The organism is Pseudohongiella sp., assembly GCF_011050365.1.
Taxonomy (GTDB): domain Bacteria; phylum Pseudomonadota; class Gammaproteobacteria; order Pseudomonadales; family Pseudohongiellaceae; genus Pseudohongiella.
The window spans coordinates 20,070-44,709 of sequence record NZ_DRFV01000001.1 but is presented as its reverse complement, the minus strand read 5'-3'; the positions used below and the strand labels follow the sequence as shown (position 1 = coordinate 44,709).

The window sequence follows — 24,640 nt, the reverse complement described above, 5'->3', positions numbered from 1 at the left end:
CGCCAGCTCCCCCAATAGACGGAAAAATCATGTCCAAGTTAAACATCCTCTACATCCACGGCTTCGGCGCCAAGGTCGACCCCAATGGCGACAAGCAGGTCACACTCAGAAAAATCGCCAATGTCGTCGCCTTCGCGCCCGACTATTCGCAGGGCTATGACAAAGTTCTGGCCGACGTGGAACACTTACTGCAGCAAGCGGACCTACTGATCGGCACCTCCATGGGCGGCTTTCTGGTCTCCAAACTATCCGAAGCCACCGGCAAATCCTTCGTGGCGATCAATCCGGTCATGGCGCCTTCGGCCATACTGGGCAAATACATCGGCTCGCATCTCGACCACTATGGCCGGCCGTTTACCCTGACCGCCGACACGGCCAGGGGTTATCCGGACTTCCTGCCCTCAGCGCGCGGCATCGTGCTGCTGGACATGGCTGACGAGCTGCTTGACTCCCAGGCGACCCTTGATGCGCTGGGACCGCAAATGACGGTGCATACCTTTGCTGGTGGCTCGCATCGCTTTTCGCATATGGAGGAGGCGCTGCCGCTGATTGAGGCTCACGCGAAGCTGCGATGAGGCGCTGAAGCGATCCCCCAGTGTTACTATCAATTGAACGCCGCTTTCCCTTGTCCCATCTGATTTAGTTGTTTTCCTACCGAACACCCTCTGCATTGGCAATTCGGGCAGTTGCCGCCTATAACCTTATATGAAGTAGCGACTGGCCCGATTAACGATTCAGCCAAGCCTCTTGCGCAACATAACAAATATGTTACTATTCATGTCATGGACGATTGAATATAAATACAAGGATGTGGAGCAGTTTGTGTTGAAACTGCCTGCTGGCATGTCGGCAAAGTATTTCCGCCTGACAGATTTGATGCTCGAGTTTGGAGCAGATCTGGGGATGCCCCATACAAAGGTCATGTCCGATGGTCTGTGTGAGCTGAGGGTGAAAAGCAAGGAAGGTATTGCCAGAGTCTTTTTCTGCACCAGGGTGGGCAAGCGCGTCATTATGCTTCACGGGTTTGTAAAGAAAACACCAAAGACACCAGCCAAAGAATTGCGCAAAGCTCAACAACGCTTGAGTGAGGTAAAAAATGAACCATGGTGAATTAAAAGCAAAAGCACTTTCCAATCCGAAGGTGAAAGCTGCTTACGATGACATGGCGCCAGAATTTGCGCTTCTGCGCCAGATGCTCAAGGCAAGGCAAACGGCAGGGCTTAGCCAGGCCGACGTTGCGGCACTGATGGGCACAAAACCGCCGGCAGTAACACGGTTGGAGTCTTCCCTGGGCAATGGCAAACACTCCCCTTCGCTGGCTACGCTGCAAAAATATGCGCATGCGGTTGGGTATGAGCTGCAGATCAAGTTAGTTCGCACATGAATATACCTTATAAGAAATCAACACCGTGAGGCGCTCGATCGTGGCACCGCTGCACATCTGCAGTGTCTGAACCAGGCTCTCCGTGATCCGTCATCGTCACCTGACTCGTATCCTCGGAGTATTCAATTTTAACCGAGGTGTACTGTCGTGTTTACATCAAGTCGAAAAGTCGTTTCCAGCCTGTTGCTTGTCAGCGCTTTGAGTATCACCGCGATGACGGCTAATGCCGCTGATATCGTTGATACAGCCGCTGAGGCCGGTGAATTCAATACCCTGATCGCGGCGATACAGGCTGCCGGTCTGGAGGACACGCTTCGAGGCGAGGGCCCATTCACGGTGTTTGCCCCCAATGATGCGGCCTTTGCCAAACTGCCAGATGGCACCCTGGAGAACCTGCTGTTGCCGGAGAACCGCGAGCAGCTTACTGACTTGCTGACCTATCATGTGGCATCAGGCAGGATAAGTACGACGAATATCTCCGGGGCCATCATGAGTGTTGTGACACTTCAGGGCGGCTTGTTGCTGGTGCGATCAACAGATGGGTTTATCATCAACGAATCGGGCATCGTCGCGGCTGATATCGCAGCCGATAATGGTGTCATTCACGTGATTGACACCGTACTGCTGCCGCAGTAACAGCTTGCGCCAGGCTGCAGAACCATTCCCCAAGGCATTACAAAAAGATAGCCATGCTCTGCACTTTGGGTTACTAATAACTCAAACAAGAACAGGGCCTGACCCAATTGCCATGACCAAGCAGCCATGACCAAACCCATCCTGATTTTCTTTGCACTCGCCTATGCCCTGGGCTGGCTGCCGATACTGCTGCTGTCCTGGCTGGCCCAGCGCGCCGGCCTGGACAGCTGGCTGGTGCTGGCCACCATGGCGGAGACCTGGACCTGGGATGGGCGTGACGTCGGGGTGCCTTACGGCCTGCTGTACTTCATCACCCGCGTGCAGGATTTTGCTTTTTCGATCAGCGGGGTGATTGTGGTGGCCTGGCTGTATGGCGGCGCTGGGGTTCGCAACCTGTTTGCCGGTTTAATCAAAATTCGCCTGGGCGCAGCGGGCAAGCGCATCTGGCTGCTGGCCTGCCTGCCGTTTGTTTTCTATTTTCTGGCGACAGTTGCGGTCGGTGCGGTCGGCTCATTCACCTTCAGCATCAACGACCTGTTCCCGCTGCTGTTCAGCCTGGAAACCGGCTTGCTGGTGACCTTCTTGCTCCGCGGCCCCATGGGCGAGGAGCTGGGTTTGCGCGGTTTTGCACTCGTGCACCTGCAAAAGTCCATGACCGCCATTCGCGCCAGCACCATCATTGGCCTGTTCTGGGCGCTGTGGCATCTGCCCGTGCTGATTGACCGTGACCTGCTATCGATCATCGCCTTTCTGCTGTTGGCCTTTGGCCTGAGTTTTGTATTCACCTGGTTGTTCAATAACAGCGCCGGCTCACTGCTGCCGGTGATGATTTTTCACACCTTGCAGAACAATGAGGAAACCTTTGAAATTCTGTTCCCGGCCCTGCAAGGTGGTAATTACGAACTTATCTCTTTGCTGTGCCTGATAGCCCTCAGTGTATTCGCGTTTATTCGCCTGCGCCGGTCAGACCAACAACGCACTACGCCGACTTCACCTTAAACGACAAGCCAGCATTGGCTTCCAACCGCGCAATCAGTGGCTCCGCCAGCGCCGAGGCCGGCGTCCAGAACCCGCCCGGTTTGTCTTCCCGGCTGACATCATCGCGCAGACACAGTGCCGCCTGTCCCAGCATACGTCCGGTCGCCCCGTAACCCGGATCGCGCTCGCCGTACAGCGTGGTTCGGATCGTGCGCTTGTCATGGGTGTGGCCGACAAACACCAGGTCAAAGAACCCTTTTTGTTGCATCTCCGGACTCGGGCCTTCGCCGGGCTTGGGCAGAAAGCGACTCATCAACCAACGTGTGGGTGGCACCGCCATCCCCAGCATCATCAGTGGTTGGCCCAGCGCGGTGAGCTTGGCGCGGCTTCGGCCTTTGTTTTCGCCAGAGCCTTTAGCGCCGGAAGAACGCGTCATCACGGCCTCGTCGTACTGAAAGTCCGCACCCCAGGGCTGGCCCAACAAGGCATTGGAGCGGTGCACCACGCGAGTGTTGATCGCTTCCATGACAAACGGCGCAATCCAGCTGTCGACATCTTCATCCAGCGTGGCGGTAATCTTGTGCTGTTTGATCTGCGGTTTGCTGTCCGGCGGACACAGCGAATAGGGATCGGCCATTTCGCGGCGCAGGGCCGGATCGCTGGCCGCTTCTTTGGCGACATTCATCATGCTGGCCACGGTGCCGCCGGAGAAACCACCCTTGAATTTGCGTACGCGCATTTTCACATGCTGGCAGTGCGTGCCCAGCTGCTGCTGCGCCTGCTGCTGCAGGAACCATACGCCCAGGTCTGAGGGGATGGAGTCAAAACCGCAGCAATGCACGATACGGGCGCCGCTGACACGCGCCTGCGCCTCGTAGCGTTCGATCATGCGCCGGATCCACTGGGTCTCCCCGGTCAGGTCACAATAATCGGTGCCGGTTTCCACACAGACTTTGATCAGTGGTTCGCCATACAGTGCGTAAGGGCCGACGGTGGAGATGATGACACCGGCCTCATCACACAAGGCACGCAGCTGCGTCTCGTTGCCGGCATCGGCCAATCGATATTCGGGGACATGGGGGCCGCCCAGCTCCTGCTGCAGACGCTTGAGTTTTTCCTCAGAGCGCGCGGCCATCAGCCAGTTGACGGAACCGCCCTCAGCCTGTGCCTCCAGGTTTAATTCATGCAGATAACGGCACAGGATCTGCCCGACAAAACTGGTGGCGCCAAACACAATCAGCGGTTTATTCATATGGTACTCCGTGCGAAGATAAGCGAATGGACTCGACGTTCCTTTATCCAGATCTGATGCCAGTATGACATCATCCATGCCAACACTAAACGCGATTTCCGACCGCCGTTACCGCAACCTGGCGTTTGCCTGCGCGTTGTGGTTCTGCGTATCTGTCATTGTCGTGCATATCGTGCGCGATGATTTATCGCTGTGGCACCGGACGCTGAGCATTTATGCCGTGGGCCCGGCCGGCTGGGTGCTGACGCTGGGTTTCTTCGCCATTGCCATCACGCAGTTTATGATTGCCTTTCGCCTTTACCAATTGCGGCGCTCCGCTGGCGATCAGCTGGCTGTTGCAGTGCTGGTATTGGCGGCGATTGGCATCCTGCTGGTGGCGATATTCCCCTACCCGATCCGGCTGCCGCACAACACGGGCGCGGCGCTGCAGCTGGGGCTATTCCCGGTATTTCTGCTGCTGCATTGGGCATGGCGCCGCGATGATCCGCTGCGCCGGTTTACGCTGGTGTGTGGACTATTGAGCGTGGCCTTTTTTCTGTTGCTGGCATGGAACGGCGAGACCGACTACAACCTGGGCACCACGGCCATGGCGCAGAAAAGCCAGATACTTGTGAACACCCTGTGGTTGCTGGTGTATTCCTGGCGCATGCCTGCCAGATGAAGTCTGCCGTTAGGCTGCGATCCCGGATAGCGTCACGTTTTGCAAATCCGTTCTGGCACTGGCATGCTCCAACGTGATCGCAACGATGTTGCCCTCCCCGTCGTAATCAACGACAGTGTTTTCATCCAGATCTTTTGTATCCGCGGCGCCCATCGACCTGAACTCAATGTAAAGGGTATCCGTATCCGCAAAGTAACTCATTTTCATGGTCGAAATCTCCGGTCGAAAAAAGCGTTATGCACCGTCTCTCTATCTGACAGCAGAACAACACGCAGAAACCTGTTCTCCATCTCTGGCACGCTACCCCAAAGTCTAATTCTTCCATCGTTCTGAGTCACCTCCCGTATTGGTGACTCGATAACTGCCTGAATCCATTGTAGCCGTATATAAGATCTGTCTTCACTGGCATGCAACCTATCAAAGTATGCGGTCGTTTTCATATCAGCACCGTTCCTTGTTGCTGAATCGCTTTATTACCGTTCTCTCCTAGGGTGTATAGCAGAAACAGCGCATGTCACCGCACTAAATGAAACGCCTCCTGCCGACGGAACACCCAGTGGCGCTGGCCGTCAGCGTCAAGATAGGCCTCTTCTTCCTGCCGGCAGTTTGCCAGCTCACCGCCCCACTCGGGAATCGCCCGCGTAGCCTGCAGCTCAATGGAGTGCCAGGTTGATGGCAGCAGCACGGCATCGCCCCTGACGGGCACCCCTTCCTGCCCGTCCCAGCGGCCAATCAACGGCCCGGCGCCATGGCCGTGGTCACCGATGGGATGCGTATAGACGGTGCCCGTGATGCCTTCAGCGCTGATGCGCGCCAGTGTTGAGGCAAGAATCTCGTTACCCGTGCGGCCAGGTTCCATCTCTTCCAGCAGCAGCTCCTGCATGCGGTTGGAGTCAGCCAGACACGCCTGTAGACCCGCTGGTGCTTCGGTTTCACCGGGTTTAAGTACATAACCCAGGTGCTGGGTGTCGGTGTGCAGGTTCATCGCCACCACGCCGAAGTCTGTCCACAGCAGGTCTCCGGGCTGGATGACGGTTGCACCACTGATGCGGCCGCCGCCCTGACGAGTAACATCCACCGAGGGCTGGAACCACACCTGGTAACCCAGGCCCTGCACGCGTTGGCGCAGCCACCAGATCACATCTTCGGTGGTGGTTTCGCCGGGTGTGATCACCGCGCTGGAGAACGCTTCGGAGATCACCGCATGCACCGTCTCCATGATCTGGCGGTAGCGCGGCATCATCTCGGGAAGGCGCAGTGCGATGTAGTTCAGCGCCAGGCGCGGTTCGCGTACCACGCGATCGAGATAGGGGCCCAGCGCCTCCTCCAGCACGTCGCGCTCACCGGCGTGCAGCCCGTCGGAAAACGCCCAGTCGGGATCAATATTGAGTGCGATATTGGCCGGGTCGCGGTCCTCAATCAGTTCGCGTAACAGCTGCCACTGCTCATCCCCCACCAGCTCGCCGGTGTCCTGGGTCGGCGCCGGCCGGGTTGAGCGGTAGGCCTCAAACACATCACCCTGACTGCCACCACCCAGCGCCAGCCGCTCGACGCTGCCATCCGGCTGCCGTGTGAAAACATAGATCGAGCGCCGCCGGGCCGCAAAGCTGGTGGGCGAGGTGATCGACCAGAACACTGGGTCTTCGGCGTACTCGCGCATGGAGAGGATCCACATGTCGACGCCATACTCGCTCATCAGCGCCGGCAGCACGCGATCCAGACGCGCCTCCAGCCAGGCCTGCTGCTCGACGGCCTGGTCCCGCAGGCTTGGCAGCGGGTGTACGTGGGCCGGGATGGACGCCGGCACTGATATTGGCGGCTGGGCCTGTGCCGGCCCATGAGGCAGGGCAAAGAATGCGAGGGTGAACAGGAACGCTGATAACGGGGAAACTGACTTCATCTGAGGGTCCGGTGTACGTATGTAGTTGAATAACGGGTGACTTGATGGCATTGGCATTAGACTTGATAGCATTGGCACCAAAAGGTATCGCCACAACAGGGACTTGTCCAGTGCGAATGCCCTGGCTGCCGATGTCACCGGACAGAGAAAACCAACCGCAATGCACAGATGTCATCTGTCCTGGCCTTTCTCCCGTAATCTATCAGTGATAACACACTCGCAACCCCACCCTGACCTGCCTTTGCCAAGGACCTGCCATGTTTAATCTGTTTAAAGCCGACCCCCGGAAAAAACTGCAAAAAGACTATGAAGACAAACTTGCCCAGGCCATGCAGGCACAGCGCAACGGCGATATCCGCGGCTACTCCGCCTTGCAGGAGGAGGCCGAGACTCTCTATGCCAGACTGGAGGCACTGAACGAGTCGCCCTGATGCCCTGATCCCTCGTCCAGCCAGACATGACCTGCCCGGTGAACGACAGCAGCCCTTGTTTGTGTAAACAATGCCTTGAACTCGCTCGCTTTTGGGTCTAGCCTGTGTACTTCTGTAACAGATAGTTGAAAAGGACGATGTTATGAGAACTGTTGTTCGGCTCGTGTTATTGACCCTGACGGCGGCTGCGTCGTCTGCCCTCCATGCCGGAGAGCGCGTGGGCGATTTCGCCCTGATCGACCACACCGGCTACCAGCACCACATGTCCTGGTACGATGATCACGATGCCGTGGTGATTCTGCCGCAGGCCGTCGGTGGCACCGACCAGGCGTCGCTGAGCGCGCTGCAGGCGCTTTACAACCAGTATGCGGATCAGGATGTCGCTTTTTTCCTGATCAATCCCGGCCAACAAACCGACCGTCAGGCGGTGGCGCAGGCCATCCCCAATGTGCCAATACCCGTATTGATGGATGATGCCCAGCTGGTGTCCGAAGCACTCGGGCTGACGCATATGGACCAGGCGGTTGTTTATGACCCGGCCACCTTTGAGGTGGTGTATCGCGGCCCGGTGCAGGCACAACTGGAACAGGCGGTTCGCAGCCTGAAAGCAGGTGAGTCGCCTGAGCTGATGCAGGTTGCCAGCCAGGGCCAGATGATTCAGTACGGCGGCGTCGATGGCGCGGCAGTTTCTTACCAGGATGAGATTGCGCCGATCATTGCCGAAAACTGCGCCGAGTGTCACCGCGCCGGCGGCATTGCCCCCTTTGCCATGGACAGCAATCTTGCCGTGCAGGGTTGGTCGCCAATGATTCGTGAAGTGGTGATGACCAAACGTATGCCGCCAGGGCAAATCGACAACAAGGTCGGCCACCAGATCAAAAATGAAATGAACCTCAGCGATGAGGAAATGCAGACGCTGGTGCGCTGGATTGACGCCGGTGCATCTGTTGAGGGCTCGGACCAGGATCCGCTGACCGAACTGGTGTGGTCGGACACCAAGTGGACAATGGGTACGCCGGACCTGATTATCAAAGTGCCGCCACAAACCATTCCGGCAACGGGTGTGGTGGACTACATGGACATTCCCATTGACCTGGGCCTGACCCAGGATCGCTGGGTGAAGGGCAGTGAAGTGGCGCCGGGCAGCCCGGAAGTGCTGCACCACATCATCACCACCGTGGTGCCACCTGAGGGCCGCGCAGATCCGCAGACGGCCTTCATACAGGCCATCAACAGCCTGCCCGAAGAGCGTGCCGCGGCCATTCGTGCACAGATGTTTGCTGCCATGGCAGCAGGCGAGCAACCTGACATTGACCGCATCTTCCGCGAAAACCCTGACATTGATGTAGGCGTGCTGCTGGGCGGCGGTGATGCCGACCAGGCCTCAGTCGCCGGTTATGCGCCGGGTAACGCGGTGTCATGGAATCCGGACGGGGTGGGTGGACTGCTGCGCGCCGGTTCAGGTCTAAGTCTGCAGATGCACTACACCACCACCGGCAAAGAGATGACCGATGCCACCGAAATCGGCATCTACTTCTACCCGGAGGGCGAAGTGCCTGCCGAGCGTATGTCGGGCGGCGTGGGCAATGCCTTTACCATTTCTATCCCGCCGCAGGCCAAGGATCATGAAATGCAGCTGGTCACCTTTGTGCCGGAAGAAGCGGAAATTCGCAGCCTGATGCCGCATATGCATTTCCGGGGCAAGCGAATGAAGTTCATTGCCCAGTATCCCGATGGTTCAGAAGAGCTGCTGCTGTCGGTGCCGGCGTATTCGTTCAACTGGCAGCTGTCGCATGAACTGGCCGAGCCCTTGCGCGTGCCGGCTGGCACCAAGATACTGGCCGTTGGCGCCTTTGATAATTCAGCCCAGAATCGGTTCAATCCCGACCCCGCTACCGAAGTGAACTGGGGTGAGCAAAGCTGGGAAGAAATGTTTATGGGTTTCTATGAGTGGAAACTGGTCAGTCAGACCGACTGATCGCCAGGCCTATCACTGCTGACGGCGCATGTTTGGCGCCGTCAGCAGCCCCGCCACCCCAAGGCTCAGGTTCAGGCTCCGCCTCGATCATCGGGCTTTTATACCGTCAGCACTATCACCATCAGGGAATAGAGAGCGAATAATACCGACCACAGGCTGAAGCGCTGCGGCAGGGTGATCACCAACACCATCAGCAAAATGCCCACTGACGGTACGGCGATAGACGGCATAATGGCATTGTCATACATGAATACATTGACGTATGGCCCCACCAGGAAATACAGCAACATTGACAGCGCAGACAGGCGGCCAATGTGTTGATTCTCGTGAAGCATATCAAGGTCGCCGGTGTCAGGGGCCGATAGCGCCATTTCGGCTGCGCCGTAAATGCACGATGAGCCAAACACCAGCACCATAAAGTCGAAGAAGGTCCATGCCTCAATTTCACGCAGCTCCCATCCCACCCACCACAGGTGCAGAATATAGAGCATGATGCTGAACGCCCACAGCGCCGAGGACCAGTGGAACAGCACCCGGGTATGGGCGCGTGTCAGCATCGCCATGGTATGCAACAGCCGCGTTATGGCCAGACCCAGGATTATTGACACGGCAATGAAGATATATTCGTGCTGGGTCATTTCTTCGCCCAGGCTACGGCTGCCAGTACCGCCGTCGCACACTCATAACCCAGGGCACCATAAGAATAGGCGCTGACCGCGTCCGTGGCCATCAATAGAGAGACCAGTCGAGCCATTGTCATCGCACCGATGCCAATTGTAAGCAGCGCAAGACCGCCGCGATAGAAGTCAGGTTTTATCAAAGCCAGCAGGCAGAATCCGCCAATCCCGGTTTGCAGCCCACCATACATGGCGCCCACTTCGGCAAACGCATCACCGTTGCCCATCTCCAGCCCGGCGAATCCGGCAGGAATGGCCGGAGAGACCAGACTGACCAACCCGTAAGCAATGAACACCAGGGCGGAAACACCCAAAACCGTTTTGCCAAGCATCATGACCTGCCTCCTTGTTCATTGGGTTTATTGGGACTGCTCAACGTGCACCTCCTATCGTCACCGCGGTCAGAAACACATTTTTCGCGGTGCGCTGCATGACCTCGATACTCGCCCACTCATCGGCAAAACCGCGTTGCCCGCCACGCTCACTGGAGATACCGATGGCCAGCGTGCCACCGGCAATGGCGACGTTGAGGTTGGCAGAGCCGGCATCAGACAACGACGGGCTGCTGCCCAGGTAGTCGGAAATTGCCAGTGAGGTTTGTACCAGCGCACTCTCCCGTGCGCCCTCAATCTGTCCGGGCGGCATCATGGAAAAGGGCTCCATGCGAAAGGTGATGCCCAGCTCGTCGGTGACCTCAGCCAGAATCTGCCGCACCTGCTGCTCCATCGACTCAATGTGCTCAGGGTCCAGTGAGCGCACGTCCAGTGAGAACCAGCCCGTCTCCGGTTTATGATTGAACACGGCGCCGCTGTTGAGCATGGCCACGTTGAGGCGGGTGCGGCGATCACTGTAGACCTGCGGGTCAGTGATCTGCAGGATGCGATCGACGGCGCGGCCAATGCCCTGATTGACGTTCGGCAGGCCGCCATTAAGCGTGTGGCCGGCAGGACCCTCAGCATGTACACGCCACCAGTGGATGCCCAACGCACCGTAGCTGATACCGCTGCCCTCGCCCAGAATGTCGACAAACGCCACGGCGCGGTCGCGATAGTCGGCATAGAGCTCCTGCATACCACGCAGCCCGGTCTCCTCCTGGGCGACAGCGGCAAACACCAGGTCATGCTCCGGCATCACGCCCGTTGCTATCAGGGCGCGCGCCGCCGATAACATGGCCACGGTGGTGAGCGAGGTATTGGTGCCCGGTCCCACCACGCGATCGCCCTCGATGACAGGCGGGCTGTCAGCGGCACGTTGGTGCTCGGCCACGGTAGCCAGGTCGTCCAGCGTCGAAACAAACACCAGCGCCCTGCCCGAGCGCCCCGGAATGCGGCCGACCACATTCGGTGCGCCTGACACCGTCACAGCAGTGAGCCCGATTTCCCGCATCAGTTCAGCCACCGCCGCGGCGCGCTCATGCTCTTGGCCAGAAGGAGAAATGATGCCGCCAATATTCACCAGGTTGTTAGCCGACAGCGCGGCCGACTCCTCGATAAGCGTCAGGCCCTGCTGAACTGTGTCATCGCTCAGGGCGTCGTCCAGCAGCGAGCCTTGCTGGGCATGCAGTGGCAAGGCCAGGGACAGGGGCAGGGGCAGGAAAATGGCAGATAACAGACAGGCAAGGGTAAATCGGGGCATGAGGGGACTCCGCTAAGCGTGATCGACACGCGGTATGGTGATAGATCATCACAAAGCGCAGAGGTAGGGTCAAGCGAGCCGGCACTTGAACGCGCCGGAAACCGACTCCCAGCCGTGTGAGGCTATCTTCCAGATTATCATCGGGGTAAATGTCATTGCTGGAGATGTTTGAGTGATCCGTGATTTAGCGATATGTGGCCCGCTTAGGGTGAGCGCGGGGCGCCACAAAACCTCACCGTGCGCGGCGTAATTTTGGCAAGGAAAGGTACCCGACCATTCCCACTTTACATTCCCCCTTGGCAGGACTACATTTTGTACTGCCCGTATCGAAAAGCCTCAGGCTCATAATAAAAACTGGGAGATTCGCCATGCTTAACACCAGACATTCTGTCGCCATCTGCAAGCTCGTTGGGGCAACCTTAACCATCGGCAGCACGATGGGTTGGGCGCAGGAGGATGCGCGCCCCGAGCTGGGCGGCATCTGGACCAATGCCGCGCTGACCCGACTGACACGACCGGAGAACGTTGAACCTCTGGTCGTCACTGCAGCCCAGGCCTACCAGATCGCCACCAATACCAGCGTGGCGGGCTTGCCGGCGGGGGAGTTTGAGGCGACTGACAGTGACCCGGCTGGCAGTGCCGATACCCCGGCGGCGCCGGCTGCCGGCGGCGATGACTTTGGGCTGCGCGCCTACAACGACTTCTGGATTGACCCGGGCTCGTCACTGGCGCGGGTCAAGGGCGAATTCCGCAGCTCCTACATCATTGATCCCGAGAATGGCCAGATTCCGCGGCTGGAGACACCCGCTGCCCAGTTGCAGCGACGCAATTTCGGCGTGCGTTATGCCACCGGCGTGGGCGACATGTCCGGCCCGGAAGCCCTGCCTCTGTCCGAGCGCTGCCTGATCGGTTTCGGCAACACGGCCGGTCCCGGCATGATGGGCACGCTGTACAACAGCACCTACCGGTTTGTGCAGACCGATGAATATGTGGTGATTGAGGTCGAGATGGTGCATGACGCGCGCATCATTCCGCTGTACCCGGATGCTGCCACCGCCCGCTTAAATCAGCGGCCGGTGGCCTGGCAACAATGGTTCGGCGATTCGCGCGGCTGGTATGAGAACGGCGAGTTGATCGTGGAAACCGTCAACATCAATCCACAACAGATGGAACAGAGCGCGGTGCCGATCACAGCTGACGGTAAAATCACCGAACGCTTCAGTCGCTATTCGGATACCGAAATCGTTTATCAGTTTACCGTCGAGGATGACAATCTTTACGCCCAACCATGGACCGCGGAGCTGAGTTTCCACGCATCAGAGGGGCCGATGTACGAATACGCCTGCCATGAGGGCAACTACGCGATGCCGGGCATACTGGCCGGTGCGCGACGTCAGGAGGCCGAAGCAGCAGCTCAGTAGAGGCGATCAGAGGGGTGCACAGCAGGCCCAGAAGAGCGGATGCCCGCTCAGGGCGCCGCGGCCACCGCCACCATCACCTCATTGCGCCGCATAAACGGCAGCGAGAACGGTGAATTGTAGGCCGCTGTTACCGGTTGCCCCAGCACCTCAACATCAGCGGCTGACAGCGCAGCCAGCAACGCCTGCCGATGCCGCTGGTGATTTTCCTCGGTCCAGCGCCCGGTGTAGCTCAGCACGGCCATCACCTGTTCCGGCACGGCACGGATGCTGACGTCAGGGTTATCGGGTTGCGGCACGCTCTCCTCAGTGAACTTGCCCGGTACCACAAAGGCTATCAGCCAACCTTCCCCGGCCGGTGTCTGCTGCACCGGCGCCGTCATAGCGATCTTCTGTGAGGCCGGTTGCTGCTGCACAGGCGCGGTCATTGCCATCTTGCTCTGCACCGAATTGGCGCCAGAGATGTAATCAAACAGCCGCCTGAAACCCATATTGGCGGCACGTTTCTGACTGCGCTCACCGGCCACCAGCGTCTCCGCCAGCAGATACGGTTTGTACAGGCGGAATTCAACCTCATCCAGATGAGTTATCACCGAGTATTCCGGCTCTTCAATAGCCATGACACTTGTCCAGTTAACGATCAGTAACAGAGCCAGCAGGCCACGCCAGGTTATTGTCTGCATCAGGAATCGCCAACCTGTGGGTGGACTGCGTTAAACACACGCTACTCCTGAATCCGTGTCATCGTCCAGTCCGACGTGCTACCCATGGCACTGGCGGAACCGATAGCGTTGTCGCCATTGATGTCTGCGCTCATCAGGTAGGTCATATTGGCGCCGTCGCGGGTCACCGAGAAACTGATGCTGGTGCCGACAACAGCGCCGTTCTCTATCGGCCAGATGCGGCCGTTGCCAAGGTCGAACTGGCCGCTGAGCTTGTCACCGTCAGTGATCAGCATAACATCGGCGTTAACAACACCAAACGGGCTGGTCATGGCAAACAGCCAGTTTCCGGCGACAGCGGATTGCGCCTGCAATGAACCCGAACAGACCACCAGGGCCATGGCCAACAATATTTTTCTTATCATGATCGTGTTCTCCGCCCGTTATTGTGCCCGATTGAATGCCAGTAACTGCTAATCAGCACTGGCTGTTGTCAATACGTCGACGGAAGACCAACGGTTCAATAACGGGAACGGGACGACGCCGTTGGCTGCACGCACAGCTCTTATCACAGCTGTGTGCAGTGGCCCCCTGTCGGCGCCAGACCCGACCCATAGGCGGTCGGGGGTGGCGCTGCAAACGGGTTGATTGCGACGGACACGCGGTAGTCTATTAGCAGTAATGCCAGCACCAATGCGATGGCCGCCATCGCAGCAGCAGGTCTTCCGGGCGCCAGCACGGATGCAGGGGTGTTGTGTGCTCCCGGCTCAGCACCGACCGAGAACAGACGGTTTCGCAGCCGGATGCCGAGCGCAGCGCCAACAAATGCTGCCAGGAACCAGACCCAGCCATGCACACTGCCGGTGGCGATACCGCTAAAATAAGCGCCGACATTGCAGCCGAAAGCGATGCGGGCGCTGTAACCGAGCACCAGGCCCGCCACCAGCATCACCAGCCACAGAAAATGCCTGGGTAACCGTACCTGCGCATTCGCCTGACCGGTGCCGGCAGCCCGGCGCCACTGCATGACGATAAACGCCCCAGCAAGGATGCCGATGTTGGTCAGCGAGGTGACATCGGTCAGCAGACTTTGTTCAAGACGCTGGGCATTGCCTGCAGCGGCCCAGAAGCCCGTGGCGGCGACCTCCATACCGGCAGCCTGCGCGGTTTTGGCGCCCCACAGACCCAGCCCGTAAACCACGCCCCAGGATTGTCCGGCAATGACCAGGTTGAGCACCGCCAGCGCAGCAACCAATACCGCGGCCCACCGCAGTCTGGCGCCGGGCAGGCGTTTGCCCGGCACAGCGCGGGCTATGGCAACACTGGCCAGTAACAGCAGACCAAACAGGGTCAACCATAAACCCGGACCGGCGCCAAACAGCCCCTGCAGTGACAGCACCGGCAGGCTGCCCAGGGCTGTCCACCACTCCAGATGCAGTGAACCCACAAAGCTGCCCGCGATGAACCCTGGCAAAGCCAGCACGGCTACCAGGTTGCCGCTGCCGGCGTTCACCAGTACGCCCGAACCGCAGCCGAGCACCACCTGCATGGCGGCGCCAAACACAAAAGCCCCGGCAATCATGGCAAGCCCGACCGGTGCATGCGCGCCGGCGAGCTCCTCCGGTGCGTTCGCCAGCAGCGGGAATGCCACCAGTGCGAACAGACCAATGGCCATAAACTGTGTCACCAGACCCCTGCAATCACGTTCGGTCAGCATCTGGCGCCAGGGACCGGCGAAACCAAAGCGCAGGCCTTCCAGCACCAGCCCGAAGCCAAGCCCGGTCAGCATCAGCAAGGCAGAACGCGGCCCGGCAATGGCAAAGGTGATAAACACAATGGCGAGCATGAGCAGTGCGAGTCCGGCACGCACAATCAGCGGTTCGGTCAGCGTTCCGGTCCGGGCGTTCGCAAGCATCATGGCTGGTTGTCCGTTATTTGCCGCCACCAGTCGCGCGTCATGTCCCAGTACCAGGCCAGACGCCCGGGCTGATTGTCCATGGGTCGGGCCTGTTGCGCCCACTCGACAACGCTTTCGGCATACAGGCGGGTATCGGACACCCCCAGCAACTCGCTGAGTACAAACCAGTTAATCGAAGCCCAGTGCCCGGTGTTGCAAAAGGCGACTGTTGTCGGCGTCTGGACAGGCCGGTTCGTGCTCAGCAGTTGTTGCAGTTCACTCAGGGGCTTGAGCTGGTTGCCATCAAACCAGGTGGCGAAGCTCAGATTTTCAGCACCGCGAATGGTGCCCGGTTGCGCGGCAATGCTCTGTTGCCCCAGATAGAACGCAGCTGGTCTTGAGTCAAGCAGGGTGATGCGGTCATCGGCCAGGGCGTCGGCAACCTGTTCGCTGGTCAGACGCCAGGTGTCTTGCCAGAGCGGCTGATAGCGGGAGACAGGGACAACTGCAGGCTCCATGCTCACCGGCAAGCCGGCCGCCTGCCACTGTTGAAAGCCGCCATTGAGCACCGCCAGGTGCTGCACGCCCAGTGACTTCAGCGTCCAGTACACGCGGGTGGCGGCGCCAAAATCGGAGGCACTGCTGCCCTGATGTACCACAACAACGGGTGTCTCTGCGTCTATGCCCAGCTGTTGCAGCAATGCTTGCAGTGCCTGCATAGGCGGCAACTGACCGGCATTGCTGCCGGGGCCACGAAAGTCTGAATATGGCGCACGCACCGCTCCGGGAATCACCCCGGCGCCGGCATCACCCGTGACATGGATCACACGCACCGGTACCGGTCCGTCCAGAATGCCGGCCAGCGTATTCACCTGCAGCAGTGGCGACCACTGGGCAGGTTGTGCCAACGCGGCACTGGCGGCCAGCCATATCCACAGGCCTAGCAGGTAACAGGCGGGTCTGGGCATTAGTGGCTCCCGGAAACGCAAGGCCCCAACGACAACAATGGTCGACGAGATTCATAGCAGGGTTTGGTATTCATCACAGACGCACTTCCTCGGGGACGGTGCTTGCTGAGCAAGCAGCGAATTGTGGTGCGGTAGTTTATAAACATTCCGGTCAAAGTACCATCGTGCAGGCCAACCCTGCGCAGCCCTTCTGACGGCGCCCGGGGTTGCTTAGCGCTTGCCAAACCGCACAGACCCGGACCAATGGCACTTTACTCCGGCGCCATAATCGGCTTCACTGACCCATAATGATCGTGTTTTGGCCAGCTTAATGGAGGTGCGCACATGAATACAGTCAAACGCATGGCTATGCAGGTCGGCCTGGCAGGATGCCTGCTGGTCGCAGCATCGACGCTGCAGGCCGATGTCTGGGACAGCGCAAGGCACGGCTACGTCGACAATGACGGGGTGCGCATTCATTACGCTACAGTGGGTGAAGGCCCGCTGATGGTGATGATCCATGGCTTTCCGGATTTCTGGTACAGCTGGCGGCATCAGATGGAAGGGCTGCAGGATCAATACCAGGTGGTGGCGATTGATCAGCGTGGTTACAACCTGAGCGGCCAGCCGGAAGGTGATGAGAACTACGACATGCGCCTGTTAACGGCAGATGTCGCTGCAGTCATCCGCGCCTTTGGTCAGGACAGTGCAATCGTGGTCGGGCATGACTGGGGCGGTATGGTGGCGTGGAACTTTGCGTTTGCTTACCCGCAGATGGTCGACCGGTTGGTGGTGATGAACCTGCCCCACCCCAATGGCATGATTCGGGAACTGACCATCAATGAGGAGCAGCGCGCCAACAGTGCTTACGCACGACGCTTTCAGCAAGGCTCACCGTCTGATTCGGACATCTTTTTTGGCGGGCCGATGATGCCACAAACCATGGCCGGCTGGGTACAGGATCCGGTGGCACGGCAGCGCTATGTCGAGGCTTTCAGCCAATCGGATTTTGATGCAATGCTTGCCTATTACAAGCGTAACTTCCCGCGTTTGCCGGCGCTGTCAGACACACCACCACCGCTCTCGCCCGAGGTACCACAGCTGGACGTGCCGCTGTTGGTGATTCACGGCCTGGATGATACCGCGCTGCATTCGGATGGGCTGAATAACACCTGGGACTGGAACGACGCCGGCACCACGATTGTTGCGGTGCCGGACGCAGGGCATTTTGTGCAGCAGGATGCCGCGGATAAAGTGACCGACACGCTGCGCTGGTGGCTGGGTGCGCAGCGCTGATGCGCAAGCTCCTGCTGGTGTTCGGCGCCGTTTGTGCTGTGGCTGGTGTCTACGTGTTGTATCTGGTCAACGACGCCGGTGAATTCCGCACGCTCGTCGACCAGCAATACGGGCAATGCCGTCAGGTCCCGGGCATGCCCGGCAGCGAAGATATCACCATTCATCCTGATGGGCGCTTCGCCTATATTTCCAGTGATGACCGACGCGCGATGATCAGCGGCAACCCCGCGCCCGGTGCCATCTTTCGCTACGACCTGGAGGCAGCGTCAGCCGTGCCAGTCAATTTGACACCGGATGCAGATCTGAACTTTCGACCGCACGGAATCTCGCTGTACGTCGGCGCCGATGGGCGTGAAACACTGTTCGTGGTCAACCACCCCGGTGAGTCGCTGTTTGGCGCACCCGAAGGCGAAGAGTCTGGTCCGCTGCATACCATCGAGGTGTTTGATGTGGTGGGGAGTTCGTTGATTCACCGGCAAACCCATGCTGATGAACGGATGATCAGCCCCAATGATGTGGTGGGTGTGGACCATGAGCGGTTCTACTTTACCAACGACCATGGTTCCGGTCCGGGCGCGATGCGCCAACTGGAGGACTATCTGCGCCTGCCCCTGGCAAATGTTGTTTATTACGATGGCGACTCATTTCAGGAAGCGCTCGACGGCCTCAGTTTTGCAAATGGCATCAACGTCTCCACTGACGGAGCGCAACTGTACGTTGCTGAAGTCAGTCGCAATCGCATCCGGGTGTACCAGCGTGATCCGGCCAGCGGTACACTGACACACCAGCAAGGTATAGACGTGGGTTTTGGCGCTGACAATATCGAGGTTGACCCGGCCACAGGGGATCTTTGGCTTGGCGGGCACCCTCGTCTGCTCACCTTTGTGCGCCACTCGACGGATGCAAACGTCAATTCACCCTCACAGGTGGTACGTGTGCGACCAGGTACTTCAGGCTACACGGTCAGCACCGTGTTCATGGATACCGGGGAGCTGATCTCGGGATCCAGCGTCGGTGCCTGGCACAGCGACCGACTACTTATCGGGTCAGTGTTTGAAGACCACATTGTGGATTGTTCACGCTGAGCGGAAATAGGCTACTTGCTAAATCGTGCCGAGCCCGAGCGCCCCAGCGCGGCGGCCATCCAGGTCATGGGCAAATGCCGCATGAAGAACACCAGCAATTTGTAGTTCCAGCCCTGCACGGACACCAGGCGACCCTTCTCAAGGTCTTTGAAGGACTGGCTGACCACCTGCCCGGCGGTCCACGCTCTGGTAAAACCTTTGTCCTTGTAGAACGTGTCCGGGTCGATGCCCATGCGGGAATGAAAATCAGTGATGGTGAAGCCCGGACACAGCGCCAGCGCTTTCAGGCCATCCTTCCGGTAACCCAGCCCGACGCTTTCGGTAAAGCTGCGCACATAGGCTTTGGTCGGCCCGTACAGTACACTTTGCGCGGTGGGTATCCAACTGGCGACGGAGGCGACATTGATCAGAATACCTTTGGCGCTGAGCAGGTTTGGCAGTGCTGCATGCGTCAGTTGCGTGGTGGCAGTGACATGTACGTCCAGCAGCGCTTTCTGTTTTGACCATTCAACCTCAGCAAGCCGACCATCAACAGCATAACCGGCGTTATTGACCAGGGCATCCAATGCCGGCAACTGCGTAACGGTATCGACCAGGGCTTGCAAATCCTTCGGATCGGACAAGTCGCCGAGTTGCAGTTCGGCTGCTACCGAATACTGCGCTGCCAAGCGCTGAGCCAGTTCGCTCAACTCTTTTTCCCGCCGCCCGGTCAGCAGTAAATCGTAACCACGCTGCGCAAACGCTTCAGCGTAGGCGGCGCCAATGCCGCTGGTGGCGCCGGTGATGACAGCAAGACGATTTGGCATGATTAGCTCCCGACATTAGATCTTTAAAGTATATACCAATGCCTGCGACAAGCCACACCGGGCTGTCAACCTCCGGGAAACGTCTGAGCACTGCCAAACACAATCAACTGAAACGCAGCCCGCTGACTTGCAGCCATGGCAGCTGATAGCCGCCAAAGTCGGAAACCTCCTGGCTGATAGCCAGAATATCCTTCAGCATCTGCGCAACATTGCCGGTAATCATGGTTTCCGTCAACGCCTTGGTGCGTTGACCGTTCTCCAGTAAAAAGCTGTTTTTAATCACGCCGGAAAAATCACCATTGGGCGCCGGGCTCCCCATCGACAGCCGGCCCACCAGGGCTCCGTGTTTAACGCTGGCCTGCATGTCTGCCCGACTGACGTCCCCGGCCGCAATGCGCCAGGCATCGCCGGCAGGCACGTGAGGTATCTGCAGTTTGCGACTGCCATAATAACTGGGCAGCTGACAGCTCAGCCGACCGGCATCAATCAGAGTCACCGGCCGGACCAAAAAGCCTTCGCCATCGAACGGTGCCTGTCCGGCGCCCTGCGGATTGTTGCTCAGGGTCAGCGCCGGCGCAGCAATCATATCGCCCACTGCGTTCTGATAGACAGACGCCTGACTCAGCAATGCCAGATCACTAACCTGACCGGTCAGCCAGCCAATCAGATCCATCACCGCCATGGGGGTCAGAATCACATCTCCGGTGAATTTACTGGCTATCATTTCCGTGTGCGTCTCCTGCACACTGTTGGCCATCATGGCGTCGATATCCAGCACATCAGCCAGCTGTGCCGGCAGCGCTTCCAGCTCGCCGCCGGTGTAGGTAAACGAGCTGCTGCCATGATGATCTTTGCTCGACCCCATGATCATGACGCCATAGCTGCCAAGTGATGATGTCAGGCCGGTATCGCGGCTGGTGACCAGCGTGGTTGTTTCCAGCGTGTGTTTAACCGCACATTCTTCAATGCCAAACGTGGGATACTTTTTACTGCGGGCGTCCAGCAGCCCCTTGGCACTGGCGGCAATAGTCTCACGGTCAACTGACTGCGGCCCACGTACAAACTCACCCTGCTGGTCCGGCGCCACGGCGTAAGCTTCATCCTGCGGCGACGCCGTGACATCTCGCTGCAGATCGGTTATCACCTGTTGTACGGTGGCCTCATCCAGACTGGACACGGATGCGGTCACCCGTCGTCCCTGCTGAATTGCCATCAGCGACAGCGACTGACTTTGGGTGGTGCGCATCAGACTGACATGATTGTGGGCGATGTTCAGCTCATTGACATCGGTCTCCTTGATGGTGACACGTCCTTCGTCAAAGCCGGCTGCAAGCAGCGCATCGAGAATTTTGTTGGCCTGTGCCTGCATCATTCACCTCCCAGTTGTGCTTTGGCCCGCAGCGCCGGTCCACCCATGGATACCACCATCGGCTGCTTTTTGCCGCAATAACCCGCACTTTCCCAGCACATGTCGGAGGAGACAGCATCAACAGATTGCAGCATCTTGATGGCGGACCCGGACAATGTGGTGTCTTTGATAGCACGTCCCAGTTTGCCGTTTTTGATCTCGTAGCCCAGATTTACCCCAAACATGAACTCGGTAGTGGTATCCGCCTGTCCGTTGCCGGTTTTCATCAGGTAGTAGCCATCCTCAACCCCGGCGATCATCTCTTCGAGTTTGCTGGTGCCGGGCAGAATGGCCGTGTTGCGCATGCGGATCAGGGGCTCATCGTCCGGCGCATAGGCGCGGGCATTGCCGGTAACCTGATCACCGAAGCGGGACGAGGTTTCCCGGTTGTGCATGAAGTCGGTCAGAATGCCGTCTTTTATCAGCGTGACGTCGCGGGCCGGGGTACCTTCGTCGTCGGCATAGACCGGCATCAGTAATTCTTCGCCGTTGTAGCTATGGGCGAAGTCAACCATGGTGACCAGGTCACTGGCGATGCGTTGGCCACGCATGTCTCCGGTGACGGCGCCGCCCAGCACCAGATCCGCCTCACAGGGGTGACCCATTGCCTCGTGCGCCAGAATGCCGGCCAGATCCGGGGCCAGCACAACGGTCTGCAGACCACCCTGCGCATGCACGGCCTCGCGCTTGTCCATTAAGTGCCGGTGCAATTCGTCGAGCTGCTTTTCCACCGCGCTCAGTGACAGATCCAGATCCCCGAAGCTGCCTTTGCCACTGATGATCTGCATCAGCTCAACCGGTTTATCGTCCCTGTCTTTGACGGTGAGCATCATATAGGTCAGGGCGCGGGAAATATTGTTGTACACCCGGGCCCCGGCGCTGTTCTGAATATGCTTGTCGTGGTACTCATCCATGGCCACAAGCTTGACCGAGGCCAGTTTGTCATAGCGCGAGCGCGCCAGCTCATTCACGGTTTTCAACCAGTCAATCAACTCTTTGGAGGACCAGTTCGGCTGGCAGGCAGTGCCGTGTTCGCCCTGATGACCAACAGTGGGCAGTGACAGGCTGGACCCGCCAAACAGCTGCATGGCTCTGGCATTGGCGAGCGCGGTGTTTCCCAGTTTGTCGGCGCCGGCTGGTTCACTGGCTGATGCAAAGCCCCAGTACCCCTTTTGATAAACCCGGGCTGACTGTCCGACGAGGTGGGTACTGTCGTTGGCCATCAGGTTGCCATCAATCATCACCAGCCGTCGTTTGCGCAGTTCGTGCTGACGGAACTCATTGTACTCACCCGCGCGAGTGAAATTTTCGAATGACATGGTTTGCTCCTCGCAAGGTGTCTGGCGGATGATTCTATCAACCCTGCGCCTGATTTGGTATTTACGTGGCGGCAATGGCATGCAGCAATCCCCGCCCTGTTAATGTTCTGCTAGGATAGACGGGAATACCACAGGGAACACCGGAGTACATCACACAATGCACACACTGAAACTGCACACGCTCACCCTGCTCTGCTGCCTTTTGTTCTTGCCGGCCACTGTGCTGGCCCAGCCCGGCAATGCCAATGCCGATAACAATGCCCGTGCGGTGGCCGGTGCCATGGCGGCACTGGATGACTTCATGCGCACCTTCAACAGCAAAGACATGCCAGCCTGGGCGGCGACGCTGAACTACCCGCATGTGCGTTTTGCCAGTGGTACGGTGACTGTGTGGCAGAGCGCGGAAGAGTTTGCCCTGCAGCCCAGCTTTGCCAATCTGGCCGCCATCGGATGGGACCATTCACACTGGCTGAGTCGTGAGGCGGTGCTGGTGTCGGCGGGCAAAGTGCATATCAACACGGTGTTTCAGCGCTTCAACAGCCGCAATGAGCCGATCGGCACTTACGAATCGCTGTATATCGTGACGCGTGATGATCAGGGCAAGTGGGGTACGCAGGCACGGTCCAGTCTGGCGCCGTGACAGGTTTCAAGGGCAACAAACAAAACCTGCCCAGCAAGCCGTGTAAGGCTTGTGGGCGGGAAATGACCTGGCGTAAAGCCTGGGCCAGGAGCTGGGATCAGGTTTTGTATTGCTCTGACAAGTGCAGAGGCTCTGACAAGAGCGCTAGACGTAAAAGTCCAGCTCCTCCTGCGACTTGAGCAGATCCCGCATGGTGATAGGGTCTTCACCAAAGAAGAACACCAGTCCCCAGTGCGTGCCGAACGCGTCGCGCTCGGGCACCATCTCTTCGGTCGGTTCCAGCAATTCATGAGACTCGAAGTACGGGTGCCCGGTGGTTTCTTTGGGCATCTCCAGCTTGCTGACCACACGTCGGCGGGGATACACACCAAAGCAACCGGCATAACCTTTGGCATCTTCCACCTCGCGTGGAAAGAATGCCTCGACCTCTTCTTTGGTGCTCTTGGGGTCAAACACCAGCATTGAGGCCTGATAGGCACTGAAGCCGTAAGCGCGCTCAATCAGCTCAAAAGCCTTGAAACCCGGCGGGCGATAGGCGATCTCGCCAAAGTACATCTCGCCATCAGCCGCCACAAAATACTCGGGATGGATCAGGCCGAACTGAATGTCGAAGGTCTTGATCAGTTTCTTGATCTGCTGGGTGATGGCATTGCGCCAGCTTTCGAGCTCCTTGGTCGCGGGCACGAACACCGAATAACCCAGTGTGACGTACTCGGATATGTTGAGGAACTTGATCTCACCGTCATGAATCCAGGCCTCAACAGCAAACTCCCAGCCATCCAGATGACTTTCCATCAGCAGCGGATACTCTTCGTCCGGGATACTGTCGATTTCTTCGATCTTGCGGATCATCCGGTGGCCCAGACAACCGGCCTTGTCGAATGCTTTGACATGAATCGGGTCATCCGGGTCACCGTCGAGCTTGAGCAGCGTCTGGTTAACACGCTTCATAAAACGGATGACGTCATCCTTCTCATGCGCTTCCTCGAAGATGCCCACGCGAATACCGCCGAGCTGAGCGCGACGTTTCATCAACGCTTTGTCGCGGAACAGAATGGACTGACCGTACATCCGCGGATTGTCCATAAGCACGGAGTTGATCGCGCCGGACCATTCCACGGTTTCCTCGAACAGCGGAACTGCGACATCAACGCCTTCCGCTTTCAGCGTTTCGGCAATCTCCATGGAACGGTCGTTCAGGCGTAAAAAATTCCAGGCGATGTAGGGAATCTTGTTGGCCTTGCAGAAGTCTTCAGCCCAATCGGGCGCCACCACCACATAACGACGGTCAAACTTTTGCGCGGCCTTGATGGCGTTGACGCTCCACCCCAGCAACGCAATATAGCCCTTGTTCGGATCTTTGGGCGTTTCAGTACCTTTGACCGAGTCCATGGTCGGATCCAGCCAACCTGAGACATCGTCCGCGGTGGGAATTTCTGCTGTTTTCGACATATAGTTTTCTCCTTTGCATATGTGAAGGAGGCAAGTCATTTGATAGCGGTATAGAGCTGCATCAACGGATTGCCTTAGGTGCCGCTGATGCCTGAGAAGGACTCATTGCCATCTGGATTACTGGTACTACGGTGGCCGATACGTCGCCGGATGTCAAATGAGCCAATGGCGGCGAAAT

Annotated in this window: 27 protein-coding genes; 13 read left to right on the top strand and 14 right to left on the bottom strand. The window is 58.3% G+C overall.

What is annotated here, in order from left to right:
* Nucleotides 1-29 precede the first annotated feature (29 nt).
* The 5 genes from ENH71_RS00230 (at nt 30) to ENH71_RS00210 (ending at nt 3,019) form a co-directional block, all read left to right on the top strand.
* A complete protein-coding gene (locus tag ENH71_RS00230; protein ID WP_294133053.1) occupies nt 30-575 on the top strand; it encodes a YqiA/YcfP family alpha/beta fold hydrolase in 546 nt (181 codons plus the stop codon).
* Nucleotides 576-765: 190 nt separating this feature from the next.
* Nucleotides 766-1,110 carry a type II toxin-antitoxin system RelE/ParE family toxin gene (locus ENH71_RS00225; RefSeq protein WP_294133056.1) on the top strand — a complete coding sequence of 115 codons (345 nt, stop codon included), beginning with the start codon at nt 766-768 and terminating at the stop codon, nt 1,108-1,110.
* Nucleotides 1,097-1,384 carry a type II toxin-antitoxin system RelB family anti-toxin gene (relB, locus tag ENH71_RS00220; protein WP_294133059.1) on the top strand — a complete coding sequence of 96 codons (288 nt, stop codon included), beginning with the start codon at nt 1,097-1,099 and terminating at the stop codon, nt 1,382-1,384. Before ENH71_RS00225 ends, relB begins: the two co-directional genes overlap by 14 nt.
* Before the next feature lie 147 nt (nt 1,385-1,531).
* On the top strand, nt 1,532-2,020 hold the full coding sequence (locus ENH71_RS00215; RefSeq protein ID WP_294133061.1) for a fasciclin domain-containing protein: 489 nt from the start codon (nt 1,532-1,534) through the stop codon (nt 2,018-2,020).
* Nucleotides 2,021-2,146: 126 nt separating this feature from the next.
* Entirely contained in the window at nt 2,147-3,019 is an 873-nt protein-coding gene (locus ENH71_RS00210; protein ID WP_294133064.1) for a CPBP family intramembrane glutamic endopeptidase, read from the top strand.
* On the opposite strand, the gene ENH71_RS00205 is transcribed toward ENH71_RS00210, so the two are convergent.
* Entirely contained in the window at nt 3,000-4,250 is a 1,251-nt protein-coding gene (locus ENH71_RS00205; protein WP_294133067.1) for a saccharopine dehydrogenase family protein, read from the bottom strand. The genes ENH71_RS00210 and ENH71_RS00205 overlap by 20 nt on opposite strands.
* A gap of 76 nt (nt 4,251-4,326) precedes the next feature.
* Between ENH71_RS00205 and ENH71_RS00200 the strand changes: the two genes are divergently transcribed.
* Nucleotides 4,327-4,911, top strand: coding sequence for a DUF998 domain-containing protein (locus ENH71_RS00200; protein WP_294133069.1), 585 nt, complete (start codon nt 4,327-4,329; stop codon nt 4,909-4,911).
* 9 nt (nt 4,912-4,920) lie between these two features.
* On the opposite strand, the gene ENH71_RS00195 is transcribed toward ENH71_RS00200, so the two are convergent.
* Both ENH71_RS00195 and ENH71_RS00185 read right to left on the bottom strand, forming a co-directional pair.
* Nucleotides 4,921-5,118, bottom strand: a complete 198-nt coding sequence (locus ENH71_RS00195; protein ID WP_294133071.1) for a DUF2283 domain-containing protein — start codon at nt 5,116-5,118, stop codon at nt 4,921-4,923.
* Nucleotides 5,119-5,425: 307 nt separating this feature from the next.
* Nucleotides 5,426-6,811 (bottom strand): M24 family metallopeptidase, encoded by a 1,386-nt coding sequence (locus tag ENH71_RS00185; RefSeq protein WP_294133075.1) that lies wholly within the window; start codon nt 6,809-6,811, stop codon nt 5,426-5,428.
* A 257-nt stretch (nt 6,812-7,068) separates the two neighbouring features.
* Here ENH71_RS00185 and ENH71_RS00180 point away from each other — a divergent pair, with 257 nt between their 5' ends.
* Both ENH71_RS00180 and ENH71_RS00175 read left to right on the top strand, forming a co-directional pair.
* The gene (locus ENH71_RS00180; RefSeq protein ID WP_294133077.1) at nt 7,069-7,242 is read left to right on the top strand and encodes a DUF6435 family protein; all 174 of its coding nucleotides are present in this window, start codon (nt 7,069-7,071) and stop codon (nt 7,240-7,242) included.
* Nucleotides 7,243-7,384: 142 nt separating this feature from the next.
* Nucleotides 7,385-9,220, top strand: a complete 1,836-nt coding sequence (locus ENH71_RS00175) for a redoxin domain-containing protein (protein WP_294133079.1) — start codon at nt 7,385-7,387, stop codon at nt 9,218-9,220.
* A 98-nt stretch (nt 9,221-9,318) separates the two neighbouring features.
* Here the strand turns inward: ENH71_RS00175 and ENH71_RS00170 are convergent, their stop codons facing one another.
* From ENH71_RS00170 to ENH71_RS00160, 3 genes are read right to left on the bottom strand one after another with little or no spacing between them, the layout of a single operon-like run.
* Nucleotides 9,319-9,858, bottom strand: coding sequence for a hypothetical protein (locus tag ENH71_RS00170; protein WP_294133081.1), 540 nt, complete (start codon nt 9,856-9,858; stop codon nt 9,319-9,321).
* The gene (locus ENH71_RS00165) at nt 9,855-10,232 is read right to left on the bottom strand and encodes a DUF4345 family protein (protein WP_294133083.1); all 378 of its coding nucleotides are present in this window, start codon (nt 10,230-10,232) and stop codon (nt 9,855-9,857) included. The genes ENH71_RS00170 and ENH71_RS00165 overlap by 4 nt, the downstream gene beginning before the upstream one ends.
* A gap of 37 nt (nt 10,233-10,269) precedes the next feature.
* Nucleotides 10,270-11,532, bottom strand: a complete 1,263-nt coding sequence (locus tag ENH71_RS00160) for a M20 family metallopeptidase (RefSeq protein ID WP_294133085.1) — start codon at nt 11,530-11,532, stop codon at nt 10,270-10,272.
* 368 nt (nt 11,533-11,900) lie between these two features.
* Between ENH71_RS00160 and ENH71_RS00155 the strand changes: the two genes are divergently transcribed.
* Complete coding sequence (locus tag ENH71_RS00155) at nt 11,901-12,953, top strand: hypothetical protein (RefSeq protein ID WP_294133087.1); 1,053 nt, start codon at nt 11,901-11,903, stop codon at nt 12,951-12,953.
* A 47-nt stretch (nt 12,954-13,000) separates the two neighbouring features.
* On the opposite strand, the gene ENH71_RS00150 is transcribed toward ENH71_RS00155, so the two are convergent.
* The 4 genes from ENH71_RS00150 to ENH71_RS00135 all read right to left on the bottom strand — a co-directional run bounded on the left by ENH71_RS00150 (nt 13,001) and on the right by ENH71_RS00135 (nt 16,477).
* Entirely contained in the window at nt 13,001-13,633 is a 633-nt protein-coding gene (locus ENH71_RS00150) for an SOUL family heme-binding protein (protein WP_294133090.1), read from the bottom strand.
* 41 nt (nt 13,634-13,674) lie between these two features.
* Nucleotides 13,675-14,037 (bottom strand): hypothetical protein, encoded by a 363-nt coding sequence (locus tag ENH71_RS00145; RefSeq protein WP_294133092.1) that lies wholly within the window; start codon nt 14,035-14,037, stop codon nt 13,675-13,677.
* A gap of 143 nt (nt 14,038-14,180) precedes the next feature.
* Nucleotides 14,181-15,530 (bottom strand): YeeE/YedE family protein, encoded by a 1,350-nt coding sequence (locus ENH71_RS00140; protein ID WP_317622377.1) that lies wholly within the window; start codon nt 15,528-15,530, stop codon nt 14,181-14,183.
* On the bottom strand, nt 15,527-16,477 hold the full coding sequence (locus tag ENH71_RS00135) for a sulfurtransferase (protein WP_294133095.1): 951 nt from the start codon (nt 16,475-16,477) through the stop codon (nt 15,527-15,529). The genes ENH71_RS00140 and ENH71_RS00135 overlap by 4 nt, the downstream gene beginning before the upstream one ends.
* 324 nt (nt 16,478-16,801) lie before the next feature.
* Between ENH71_RS00135 and ENH71_RS00130 the strand changes: the two genes are divergently transcribed.
* Nucleotides 16,802-17,752 (top strand): alpha/beta fold hydrolase, encoded by a 951-nt coding sequence (locus tag ENH71_RS00130; protein ID WP_294133099.1) that lies wholly within the window; start codon nt 16,802-16,804, stop codon nt 17,750-17,752.
* Nucleotides 17,752-18,837: a strictosidine synthase family protein gene (locus ENH71_RS00125; protein WP_294133102.1), complete on the top strand. Its 1,086-nt coding sequence runs from the start codon at nt 17,752-17,754 to the stop codon at nt 18,835-18,837. Before ENH71_RS00130 ends, ENH71_RS00125 begins: the two co-directional genes overlap by 1 nt.
* A gap of 11 nt (nt 18,838-18,848) precedes the next feature.
* Here the strand turns inward: ENH71_RS00125 and ENH71_RS00120 are convergent, their stop codons facing one another.
* The 3 genes from ENH71_RS00120 to ENH71_RS00110 all read right to left on the bottom strand — a co-directional run bounded on the left by ENH71_RS00120 (nt 18,849) and on the right by ENH71_RS00110 (nt 22,370).
* Nucleotides 18,849-19,643 (bottom strand): SDR family NAD(P)-dependent oxidoreductase, encoded by a 795-nt coding sequence (locus ENH71_RS00120; protein ID WP_294133105.1) that lies wholly within the window; start codon nt 19,641-19,643, stop codon nt 18,849-18,851.
* 103 nt (nt 19,644-19,746) lie between these two features.
* On the bottom strand, nt 19,747-21,015 hold the full coding sequence (locus ENH71_RS00115; protein WP_294133109.1) for a metallopeptidase TldD-related protein: 1,269 nt from the start codon (nt 21,013-21,015) through the stop codon (nt 19,747-19,749).
* Nucleotides 21,012-22,370 (bottom strand): TldD/PmbA family protein, encoded by a 1,359-nt coding sequence (locus ENH71_RS00110; RefSeq protein WP_294133111.1) that lies wholly within the window; start codon nt 22,368-22,370, stop codon nt 21,012-21,014. The genes ENH71_RS00115 and ENH71_RS00110 overlap by 4 nt, the downstream gene beginning before the upstream one ends.
* Before the next feature lie 157 nt (nt 22,371-22,527).
* Between ENH71_RS00110 and ENH71_RS00105 the strand changes: the two genes are divergently transcribed.
* Nucleotides 22,528-23,010, top strand: coding sequence for a DUF6841 family protein (locus ENH71_RS00105; RefSeq protein WP_294133113.1), 483 nt, complete (start codon nt 22,528-22,530; stop codon nt 23,008-23,010).
* Nucleotides 22,974-23,189 (top strand): DUF2256 domain-containing protein, encoded by a 216-nt coding sequence (locus ENH71_RS00100; RefSeq protein ID WP_317622737.1) that lies wholly within the window; start codon nt 22,974-22,976, stop codon nt 23,187-23,189. The genes ENH71_RS00105 and ENH71_RS00100 overlap by 37 nt, the downstream gene beginning before the upstream one ends.
* On the opposite strand, the gene ENH71_RS00095 is transcribed toward ENH71_RS00100, so the two are convergent.
* Nucleotides 23,155-24,462, bottom strand: coding sequence for an ATP-grasp domain-containing protein (locus ENH71_RS00095; RefSeq protein WP_294133118.1), 1,308 nt, complete (start codon nt 24,460-24,462; stop codon nt 23,155-23,157). The genes ENH71_RS00100 and ENH71_RS00095 overlap by 35 nt on opposite strands.
* Between the last annotated feature and the right edge of the window lie 178 nt (nt 24,463-24,640).

What these genes read in the sequence shown, in the direction of transcription:
- ENH71_RS00230 (WP_294133053.1), top strand. Translation starts at nt 30, where the DNA reads ATGTCCAAGTTAAACATCCTCTACATCCACGGCTTCGGCGCCAAGGTC.
- ENH71_RS00225 (WP_294133056.1), top strand. Translation starts at nt 766, where the DNA reads ATGTTACTATTCATGTCATGGACGATTGAATATAAATACAAGGATGTG.
- relB (WP_294133059.1), top strand. Translation starts at nt 1,097, where the DNA reads ATGAACCATGGTGAATTAAAAGCAAAAGCACTTTCCAATCCGAAGGTG.
- ENH71_RS00210 (WP_294133064.1), top strand. Translation starts at nt 2,147, where the DNA reads ATGACCAAACCCATCCTGATTTTCTTTGCACTCGCCTATGCCCTGGGC.
- ENH71_RS00205 (WP_294133067.1), bottom strand. Translation starts at nt 4,250, where the DNA reads ATGAATAAACCGCTGATTGTGTTTGGCGCCACCAGTTTTGTCGGGCAG.
- ENH71_RS00200 (WP_294133069.1), top strand. Translation starts at nt 4,327, where the DNA reads ATGCCAACACTAAACGCGATTTCCGACCGCCGTTACCGCAACCTGGCG.
- ENH71_RS00195 (WP_294133071.1), bottom strand. Translation starts at nt 5,118, where the DNA reads ATGAAAATGAGTTACTTTGCGGATACGGATACCCTTTACATTGAGTTC.
- ENH71_RS00185 (WP_294133075.1), bottom strand. Translation starts at nt 6,811, where the DNA reads ATGAAGTCAGTTTCCCCGTTATCAGCGTTCCTGTTCACCCTCGCATTC.
- ENH71_RS00180 (WP_294133077.1), top strand. Translation starts at nt 7,069, where the DNA reads ATGTTTAATCTGTTTAAAGCCGACCCCCGGAAAAAACTGCAAAAAGAC.
- ENH71_RS00175 (WP_294133079.1), top strand. Translation starts at nt 7,385, where the DNA reads ATGAGAACTGTTGTTCGGCTCGTGTTATTGACCCTGACGGCGGCTGCG.
- ENH71_RS00170 (WP_294133081.1), bottom strand. Translation starts at nt 9,858, where the DNA reads ATGACCCAGCACGAATATATCTTCATTGCCGTGTCAATAATCCTGGGT.
- ENH71_RS00165 (WP_294133083.1), bottom strand. Translation starts at nt 10,232, where the DNA reads ATGATGCTTGGCAAAACGGTTTTGGGTGTTTCCGCCCTGGTGTTCATT.
- ENH71_RS00160 (WP_294133085.1), bottom strand. Translation starts at nt 11,532, where the DNA reads ATGCCCCGATTTACCCTTGCCTGTCTGTTATCTGCCATTTTCCTGCCC.
- ENH71_RS00155 (WP_294133087.1), top strand. Translation starts at nt 11,901, where the DNA reads ATGCTTAACACCAGACATTCTGTCGCCATCTGCAAGCTCGTTGGGGCA.
- ENH71_RS00150 (WP_294133090.1), bottom strand. Translation starts at nt 13,633, where the DNA reads ATGCAGACAATAACCTGGCGTGGCCTGCTGGCTCTGTTACTGATCGTT.
- ENH71_RS00145 (WP_294133092.1), bottom strand. Translation starts at nt 14,037, where the DNA reads ATGATAAGAAAAATATTGTTGGCCATGGCCCTGGTGGTCTGTTCGGGT.
- ENH71_RS00140 (WP_317622377.1), bottom strand. Translation starts at nt 15,530, where the DNA reads ATGATGCTTGCGAACGCCCGGACCGGAACGCTGACCGAACCGCTGATT.
- ENH71_RS00135 (WP_294133095.1), bottom strand. Translation starts at nt 16,477, where the DNA reads ATGCCCAGACCCGCCTGTTACCTGCTAGGCCTGTGGATATGGCTGGCC.
- ENH71_RS00130 (WP_294133099.1), top strand. Translation starts at nt 16,802, where the DNA reads ATGAATACAGTCAAACGCATGGCTATGCAGGTCGGCCTGGCAGGATGC.
- ENH71_RS00125 (WP_294133102.1), top strand. Translation starts at nt 17,752, where the DNA reads ATGCGCAAGCTCCTGCTGGTGTTCGGCGCCGTTTGTGCTGTGGCTGGT.
- ENH71_RS00120 (WP_294133105.1), bottom strand. Translation starts at nt 19,643, where the DNA reads ATGCCAAATCGTCTTGCTGTCATCACCGGCGCCACCAGCGGCATTGGC.
- ENH71_RS00115 (WP_294133109.1), bottom strand. Translation starts at nt 21,015, where the DNA reads ATGATGCAGGCACAGGCCAACAAAATTCTCGATGCGCTGCTTGCAGCC.
- ENH71_RS00110 (WP_294133111.1), bottom strand. Translation starts at nt 22,370, where the DNA reads ATGTCATTCGAAAATTTCACTCGCGCGGGTGAGTACAATGAGTTCCGT.
- ENH71_RS00105 (WP_294133113.1), top strand. Translation starts at nt 22,528, where the DNA reads ATGCACACACTGAAACTGCACACGCTCACCCTGCTCTGCTGCCTTTTG.
- ENH71_RS00095 (WP_294133118.1), bottom strand. Translation starts at nt 24,462, where the DNA reads ATGTCGAAAACAGCAGAAATTCCCACCGCGGACGATGTCTCAGGTTGG.